This window comes from bacterium, assembly GCA_021158245.1.
GTDB lineage: Bacteria > Zhuqueibacterota > QNDG01 > QNDG01 > QNDG01 > QNDG01.
The window spans coordinates 1-7,786 of the sequence record JAGGVB010000114.1 but is presented as its reverse complement, the minus strand read 5'-3'; the positions used below and the strand labels follow the sequence as shown (position 1 = coordinate 7,786).

9 protein-coding genes are annotated in these 7,786 nt (G+C 43.7%); all 9 read right to left on the bottom strand.

The features are described 5' to 3' along the window. A partial coding sequence (locus J7K93_06625; GenBank protein ID MCD6116669.1) for a 2-oxoacid:acceptor oxidoreductase family protein occupies positions 1-377 on the bottom strand: 377 nt, incomplete at its 3' end. 3 nt (positions 378-380) lie between these two features. After that, the gene (locus J7K93_06620; protein ID MCD6116668.1) at positions 381-1,208 is read right to left on the bottom strand and encodes a 2-oxoacid:ferredoxin oxidoreductase subunit beta; all 828 of its coding nucleotides are present in this window, start codon (positions 1,206-1,208) and stop codon (positions 381-383) included. A 47-nt stretch (positions 1,209-1,255) separates the two neighbouring features. Continuing rightward, positions 1,256-2,431 (bottom strand): 2-oxoacid:acceptor oxidoreductase subunit alpha, encoded by a 1,176-nt coding sequence (locus J7K93_06615; protein MCD6116667.1) that lies wholly within the window; start codon positions 2,429-2,431, stop codon positions 1,256-1,258. A 21-nt stretch (positions 2,432-2,452) separates the two neighbouring features. Beyond that, positions 2,453-2,722: a 4Fe-4S binding protein gene (locus tag J7K93_06610; protein ID MCD6116666.1), complete on the bottom strand. Its 270-nt coding sequence runs from the start codon at positions 2,720-2,722 to the stop codon at positions 2,453-2,455. A gap of 11 nt (positions 2,723-2,733) precedes the next feature. Then, a complete protein-coding gene (locus tag J7K93_06605) occupies positions 2,734-4,407 on the bottom strand; it encodes an FAD-binding protein (GenBank protein ID MCD6116665.1) in 1,674 nt (557 codons plus the stop codon). A gap of 27 nt (positions 4,408-4,434) precedes the next feature. Further along, positions 4,435-5,199 carry a 4Fe-4S dicluster domain-containing protein gene (locus J7K93_06600; GenBank protein MCD6116664.1) on the bottom strand — a complete coding sequence of 255 codons (765 nt, stop codon included), beginning with the start codon at positions 5,197-5,199 and terminating at the stop codon, positions 4,435-4,437. Continuing rightward, positions 5,192-5,629, bottom strand: coding sequence for a hydrogenase iron-sulfur subunit (locus tag J7K93_06595; protein MCD6116663.1), 438 nt, complete (start codon positions 5,627-5,629; stop codon positions 5,192-5,194). Before J7K93_06595 ends, J7K93_06600 begins: the two co-directional genes overlap by 8 nt. A gap of 2 nt (positions 5,630-5,631) precedes the next feature. Continuing rightward, entirely contained in the window at positions 5,632-7,602 is a 1,971-nt protein-coding gene (locus tag J7K93_06590; protein MCD6116662.1) for a CoB--CoM heterodisulfide reductase iron-sulfur subunit A family protein, read from the bottom strand. After that, positions 7,599-7,786 (bottom strand): hypothetical protein (locus tag J7K93_06585; GenBank protein MCD6116661.1); only part of this gene is annotated, 188 nt, incomplete at its 5' end. The genes J7K93_06585 and J7K93_06590, both read right to left, overlap by 4 nt.

Genomic DNA, 7,786 nt, shown 5'->3' with positions numbered 1-7,786 from the left:
TTTCTTCCAAGTTCTTCTGCTATTCTCGTTGCTGGGATTCCAAAAAGTTTAACAGTTTCGGGAAGGTTTGAAACTGTTACGAGTTCTTCTTCAATCAGCATTGTACCCTTCGGAGCAATCTGGGGAGAAAATTTTGTATAAGCTTCCTGGCTCATAATAACCATAATCTGAGGAACTGACACATAGGGATAGAGTATCCTTTCATCTGAAACAATTATCTGTGAACTGCAGGAACTTCCCCTTGCTTCAGGCCCGAATGACTGGGTCATTGTAGCAAATTTATTATCAAAAATTGATGCGGCCTTTCCTATAATATATCCTGCTAAAATAACACCCTGGCCGCCGAATCCCCCTACTTTTATCTCTGTCTTTACCATGTCCTATCCCTCGTAGATATTAAAAGCTTTACCGAGATGACTTTTAAGATGTTTATTCATAGATTCGAGATAAGTCGGCCTGTCACGATTTATAAAAGTACCTACAATAATCCTGCCTCTTAATTCAATATCAGCATCTCTCGGATCAGCGCCGTGTACTATTTCACTGTTTTCATAATAATATTTGAGTCTGTCAAGGCCATCGCCGAATTTATTTCTCCTCTCAAAGATAGTGGGGCACGGTGCAAGAATCTCAACAAAGGAGAATCCCGGTTTATTCAGAGCTTCAACAATCGAATCTGTCAGACGGTGGATGTGCAGAGCGGTCCATCGTGCAATATAAACCGCGCCTATGGATTCGGTCAAATGTGGGAGATTAAAAGATCCTTCAAAATTTCCGTAAGGGGAGGTTGTGAGCACTGAATCTCTCGGAGTTGTTGGTGCTACCTGTCCGCCTGTCATTGCATAGTTAAAATTATTCACACATATTACGGTTATATCAATGTTACGTCTTGCAGCATGCATAAGGTGATTGCCGCCGATAGCAATAAGATCACCGTCACCGCTGAACACAACAACCTTTAATTTCGGATTGGCAAGTTTCATACCTGTGGCAAAGGGAATTGCTCTTCCGTGTGTTGTATGAAACGAATCCACTTTTACATATCCTGCAACACGGCCCGTACAGCCGATTCCCGATACAACCGCAAGATCGTCAAGAGGAATGCCGCATCTCTCCAATGCCTGGGCAAAACAGTTAACAGTAACTCCGATACCGCAGGTTGGGCACCAGATATGCGGAATTCTGTCCATCCTCAGGAAATTTTCCATTGGATGCACATCATTGTTTGCGGCTGGAGAGCATGAAGCCGCTTGTGCTAATTCTTCTTTAACAGACACTTGTTAGCCTCCGTAATTTTTTCCACCAGAAACCCGGGTTCATGAACAGTTCCGCCTCCATGCCCCGCCAGAATAACAGGAACTTTACCATGCGCAAGGCGTTCCACATCCCAGAAAACCTGCCCGTAATTCATTTCAGCCATAACCATTGCTTTGCCTTTATCTGCATATCCTTTGATTATTTTTTCCGGAACAGGCCAGACAACAATTAAGCGCAGCATTCCTGCTTTTATTCCTTCTTCTCTTGCTTTATGAACCGCCTCAATTGCAATTCGTGATGTAATGCCGTAGCAAATAATGACAACATCTGCATCTTCAACCATAATCTCTTCATATTTGCAAATTGCATCCTGGTTAAGCCTGATTTTATTTATCAGTCTGTGCACAAGCTCTTCCTGGCACTCCGCATTCATCTCAGGATAACCTTTGTAATTGTGCGTAAGCCCGGTAACATGAATTCTGTAGCCATCCCCTGCTTTGACCATATCGCAAATCATATCAGGGCCCGGCTCAAAAGGCAGATAATCCTCAGGAGATTTTTTTGTAAATCTGCGTGGTGTAATTTTAATATCTTCAGGGGAAGGAATAATTACTCTTTCCATCATGTGGCCGACACACTCATCCATCATAAACATTACGGGAACTCTGTAGGTTTCGGAAAGGTTAAAGGCATCAATCATAAAATCAAAACACTCCTGAGGTGAGTCCGGTGATATTGCAATTATTTCATAATCGCCGTGCGAACCCCACCTTGCCTGCATCATATCTCCCTGACCCGGAAGAGTAGGCAGTCCTGTTGACGGCCCTCCTCTCTGCACATTTACAAATACACACGGCAGTTCTGTCATTGCTGCCAGACCTATGTGCTCCATCATAAGAGAAAAACCGGGGCCAGATGTAACTGTCATTGATTTTTTGCCTGCCCATACAGCGCCCTGTATTGCAATGGAAGATGCAAGTTCGTCTTCCATCTGTATAAAAACTCCCCCCACAAGGGGAATTCTCTTTGCAAAATGTTCTACCACCTCTGTTGACGGAGTAATAGGATATCCTGCTACAAACCTGCATCCTGCAGCAAGAGCTCCCTCACAGCATGCAACATCACCGTCAAAATAATGAGAACCTGTTAACACTCCTTTTGGATCAGCTTTCACAGTATGTCACCTTTTTGTATTTTATTCATCTTTAATTTCAAATGTATAAATTGCAAACTCCGGGCATATCATTCTGCAGAAACCGCAGTTTACACAGCTGTCGGGATTTTTTGCAACCGGCGGGTGATATCCTTTTACATTGAATTTTTCTGAAAGCTCAAGCACTTCATTCGGACAGTATTCTACGCAAAACCCGCACCCTTTGCACCGCTCTTCAATTATTACTACTTTCCCTCTTACAACACCTGGCTTTTCAATGCCAAAAGGTCTGTTTCTCTGACGTATGGCCATAATAATTTCCGTTATCTAATGGTTCCCACATATCGGGTTGTAAGCTGCTTTTTTCTTACATCAGGATTGGAATAATCCGGAAGCAGCATTGGTGCAACCCTGCTGTCTGTGTCAATTTTTACTGCCTTAATTTCAAAATTGTATTTTTTAATATGACTTAGAGAGAGTTTTCCCTCTTTGTACCTGTTTTTTGTATAGATTGCAGCATTTTTCCCTGCAATACGGCCGAACACCATAACATCAAGAAGAGAATTGCCCATAAGACGGTTTTCTCCGTGCACTCCGCCTGAGACTTCCCCGCCTGCAAAAAGTCCCGGAATATTGGTTTTTGTCTCTATGTCAATTTTCAGACCGCCGTTCTGGTAATGAAGCGTGGGGAATACAAGCATTGGTTCTTTTGTAATATCAATTCCGTAACGCTTAAAAAGAATCCATTTACCGGGGAACTCCCTTCGTACTGTTCCCTCTCCGTTAAGAATGTCAATCATAGGAGAATCAAGCCACACTCCGAATTTCCCTGTTGGAGTAGGTACTCCCTTACCCCTCTCAAGGCACTCACGGATAAAAGCAGATGCTTCAACATCTCTCGGCTCTCTTTCATACACAAACTGCTCGCCGTCAATATTCAGAACATTTGCACCTGCGCCCCGGAATTTTTCTGTTATCAGAAGGCCTTCTGCCTGCTCGGGAAAAACCGCTCCGGTGGGATGATACTGTACAGTATGCAGAAATGAGAGGGGAACCCCTGCATGATACCCCATTATCAGGCCGTCGCCTGTTGCTCCGTAGTGGTTTGTTGTCATAAAGTTTTGTATATGGAGCCTTCCTGATCCGCCTGTTGCAAGAACCACTGCCTTTGCTTTGACAACAAGATACTCTTCTGTTTCAAGATTGTAAAGAAGTGCACCGGCACAAGCGCCCTTATCATTTAAAATGAGCTCAACAGCAGGAGAAAACTCAAGAATTTTAATATCAGCGCTGTGATTTTTAACTTCATCTCTTACTGTTCTCATAATTTCAGCGCCTGTAATATCTCCTGCATAGTGCATACGCTTTCTGCTTGTACCTCCGCCGTGCATTGTCTTAAGCCTGCCGTCTTCAAATTTGGAAAACATTGCACCCAGTTTTTCCAGCCATGCAATGATTTTCGGTGCCTCGGTTACAAGGGTTTCAACAAGATCCGGATCATTCTTAAAATGCCCGCCGCCCATTGCATCAAGATAGTGATAATAAGGCGAATCTTTTTCACTTTTTGTGGCAGCCTGAATTCCGCCCTCTGCCATCATTGTATTTGCATCGCCCATTCTGAGCTTGGTTGCAATAATAACTTTTGCACCGTTCTCCCTTGCCAGAAGAGCAGCAGCAGAACCTGCTCCGCCTCCGCCGATTACAAGCACATCTGTTTCGTAATCTGCAGAAGAAAGATCAACCCTGTCCGGATCAACTCTGCTCGGAGCATGCAGTAAAGATACCATTTCATTGGCAATTCTGTAACCCTTATTGGGTCCCAGTTTTATCTCTGATCTTCCGTCCTCTTTAAAATCCGGGTGATATTTTAAGATTTCTTCCCTCTCTTTCAGAGACATAGGAGGGAACTCTTCACCTCTCTTTTTTCTCTCAACCCGGGCGGGTCGTGTTTTTTCCACAATTTTAATCAGTTTCTTTAATTCAGCTGTGTATGGCATGGTAATTCTCCAAACCTGATTTATAGTTTATTCAATAATTACATTTTTTTTGTCTGCAGGAGTCCACTCTTCAGGCCCCATGTGGGGCTCAGTTTCTCTTGCATTGTAAATTTCCTTAAGCTGTTCAACGCTCATCTTTTTTAATTGCTCTATTCCTTTTTTAAACCTGCCCTGTTCCACATATTCAACAGCTTTTTGCAGATGAGACGCTCTCTTTGCAATATGCCGGCCGTAAAGTCTTCTTGCAAGAATCGCAATGTTGTACTGAACCTCTTCCGCAGGGCATCTTGCAGCACACAAGCCGCACATTACACAATCAAAAGAAAGTTTTGCAGTTCCTTCAATATCACCTCTTATTGCCCGGCTTATGTAATCCATAACATCAATGTCCATAGGACATGACCTGGTGCACGTTCCGCATCCCACACATTTGTAAATTTCAGGATAGTATTTTGCAATGGTTGCACCTGTTGGCTCAAGTTTTTCAATATCATATTCGGCCTTATTACCCGGGAAAAAGGGAAGCTGGGCAATGTACATATCAGGCTCTACAACAGTCTGGCACGCCAGTCCCACTTCAATTCTGTATGAGTTGGGGAACCTGTAAACAGTGCCGCATGCTCCGCAGATACCGCCTCTGCACCCGCACCCTCTTACAAGCTGATATCCTGCATACTCCATTGCTTTCTGAATTGTAAGTGATGACGGAACATCGTATCTCTTCCCCATAATATAAATGGGTACAAGATTGTCTTGCTTTTTGTTCTGTTTTGTCTCTACATCATTACTCATGACTTACACCCTCATCTATTGATGCCATTTCTCTGAAATTTAACGGGCCCAGATTTTTAATCTGTTCTGTAAATTCGTTCATAACTTCAACAAATTTTGCCCCTTCTGCAGCAGAAATCCATTCCAACCTCAGCCGTGCCGGGTCAATACCCATATCTCTCATCATTTTTTTTACAAGAGAAACTCTTCTTAATGTTTTATAATTTCCTTCAACATAGTGGCAGTCTCCGGGATGGCATCCTCCAATAAAAACACCGTCTGCTCCGTGTTTGAAAGCATAAAAAATATGCTGTGGATCAATTCTTGATGAACACATAACTCTGACATTTACAGGATTATGAGCATACTCCATTCTGGAAGTGCCTGCCAGATCTGCACCGGCATAAGTACACCATTTGCAGATAAAACTCATTATTTTCGGTTCAAACATGGCTACTCCTTCAAAATTGCTTTAACCATTGAAAAGATCTGTTCGTCGGTCTGGTTTCTCTGCTGTGCCGCACCTGACGGACAGGCTGCTGCGCATGCGCCGCACCCTTCACACAGAATCTCATTTACTTCGACCACTCCTCTTTCTCTGTTAAGAGTTCTTGCGCCGTAGGGACAAACCGGCACACAGATTCCGCATCCTGCGCACAGCTCTTCCTCCGCAGAAACAACTGTGGGTTCATGATAAAGTTTTTCCTGTGCAAACAGGTCACCCACCTTGGCTGCTGCTGCCGAAGCCTGAGCAACTGTTTCCGGAATATCTTTGGGTCCGTGCGCACATCCTGCCAGGAAAAACCCTGCATTAAGGCTCTCAACAGGTCTCAGTTTGGGATGAGCTTCAGATAAAAAGCCGTTTGCATCCGCGGAAATTTTTAATTTTTTCAGAAGTTCATCAACGTTTTCCGAAGGAACCATTGACATGGCAAGAACAACCATGTCCGCTTCCATTTCAACCTTTCTGCCTGTAAGAGTATCAACACCCCAGACAATCAGTTTGTCTCCCTCTTTGAAAATCTTTGATACCTTTCCTCTCACATAAAGCACATGTTCCTCTTCTATTGTCCTCTGAAAAAACTCGTCAAAGTTTTTGCCTCCTGTCCTGACATCAATATAGAATACAGTTGCATTTCCGTCAGGCACTCTGTGTTTGTACAGCATGGCATGTTTGGCTGTGTACATACAGCAGATTTTGGAACAGTACGGGTTGTGGTTTTCCGGATCCCTTGATCCGCAGCACTGCACAAATACAATATTTTTAGGAACCTTGCCGTCAGAAGGCCTTCTGACCTGCCCGCCTGTGGGGCCTGATGCAGAAAGGATACGCTCAAACTCAAGGCCGTTTATAACGTCTTCATATTTTTCTCCGCCAAATTCTCCGAGATTATCCAGACCGTAAAGATCATAACCTGTTGCTACAACAACTGCTCCCACTTCTTCCTCAAAAATCTCTTCCTGATCATCATAATTAATTGCATTGGGTTCGCATGCTTCCCTGCACTTTCCGCAGCGGATGGGCAGCAGCCCCAGGCAGCTTTCAATATCAAGCGTATAAGTTCCGGGTATTGCCTGCGGAAAGGGCATGTATATAGCTTTTCTGAAACTTAAACCCATGTTAAATTCGTCTGCCACAACCTGAGGGCAGACTTTTTCACACTCACCGCACAAGGTACAGACATCAGGATCCACAAATCTTGGCCGCTTTTTAATTTTAACCTTAAAATTCCCGACAAATCCGGAAATTGATTCAACCTCATGGTACGTAAGGATTTTAATTTTGGGGTGGCGTGACGCTTCCACCATTTTGGGAGTAAGAATACACTGAGAACAGTCAAGAGTGGGAAAGGTTTCGGAGAGCTGCACCATGTGTCCTCCGATTGATGCCTCCTTTTCAACAAGCAGTACTTCATATCCGTGATCAGCGATGTCAAGAGCAGCCTGAATACCGCTTATTCCTCCCCCGATTACAAGGGCACGTCTCGTTATATCTACGGCAAGAGGCACCAGATTTTCATTTCTCCTGACCTTCTCAATCATGGATTTTACAATTCGGGCTGCCTTAATTGTAGCCTCGTCTCTGTCAGGATGTACCCAGCTGTCCTGCTCCCTGATATTTGCAATTTCGACCTGATACTGATTGAGCCCTGCACGGATCATAACGTTCTGAAATGTTCTCTCGTGCAAAGTGGGAGAACAGGCCGCAACAATTACAGAATCAAGTTTTTTCTCTTTAATAGTTTCTTCAATAAGCTTCTGCCCGGGTTCGGAACACATGTAAACATAATCAACGGAAAAATCAACACCGTCATATTTTGAAAGCTCTTTTGCAACTTTTTCAACATCCACAACACCGGCAATGTTAATACCGCAGTGGCATACAAAAACACCTATCTTCTTTTTTGGTCCGTTTCCGCTCATTGTGCAACCTCAGCTTTTACAACTTTCTCAAGTACAGTGCGGGGATTAAAATAGTGATCATTAAAACCAAGAGTTGATATTTTTTCTCCCAGCGCCCATGCCAGCAGCTGCGTAAAATACAAAACAGGAAAACCGCTGAACTCCAAGAACTTATCTTTTATCAGCCCCTGTCTTCTGTCAAGAT

What these genes read in the sequence shown, in the direction of transcription:
- J7K93_06620 (MCD6116668.1), bottom strand. Translation starts at nt 1,208, where the DNA reads ATGGAAAATTTCCTGAGGATGGACAGAATTCCGCATATCTGGTGCCCA.
- J7K93_06610 (MCD6116666.1), bottom strand. Translation starts at nt 2,722, where the DNA reads ATGGCCATACGTCAGAGAAACAGACCTTTTGGCATTGAAAAGCCAGGT.
- J7K93_06605 (MCD6116665.1), bottom strand. Translation starts at nt 4,407, where the DNA reads ATGCCATACACAGCTGAATTAAAGAAACTGATTAAAATTGTGGAAAAA.
- J7K93_06600 (MCD6116664.1), bottom strand. Translation starts at nt 5,199, where the DNA reads ATGAGTAATGATGTAGAGACAAAACAGAACAAAAAGCAAGACAATCTT.
- J7K93_06595 (MCD6116663.1), bottom strand. Translation starts at nt 5,629, where the DNA reads ATGTTTGAACCGAAAATAATGAGTTTTATCTGCAAATGGTGTACTTAT.
- J7K93_06590 (MCD6116662.1), bottom strand. Translation starts at nt 7,602, where the DNA reads ATGAGCGGAAACGGACCAAAAAAGAAGATAGGTGTTTTTGTATGCCAC.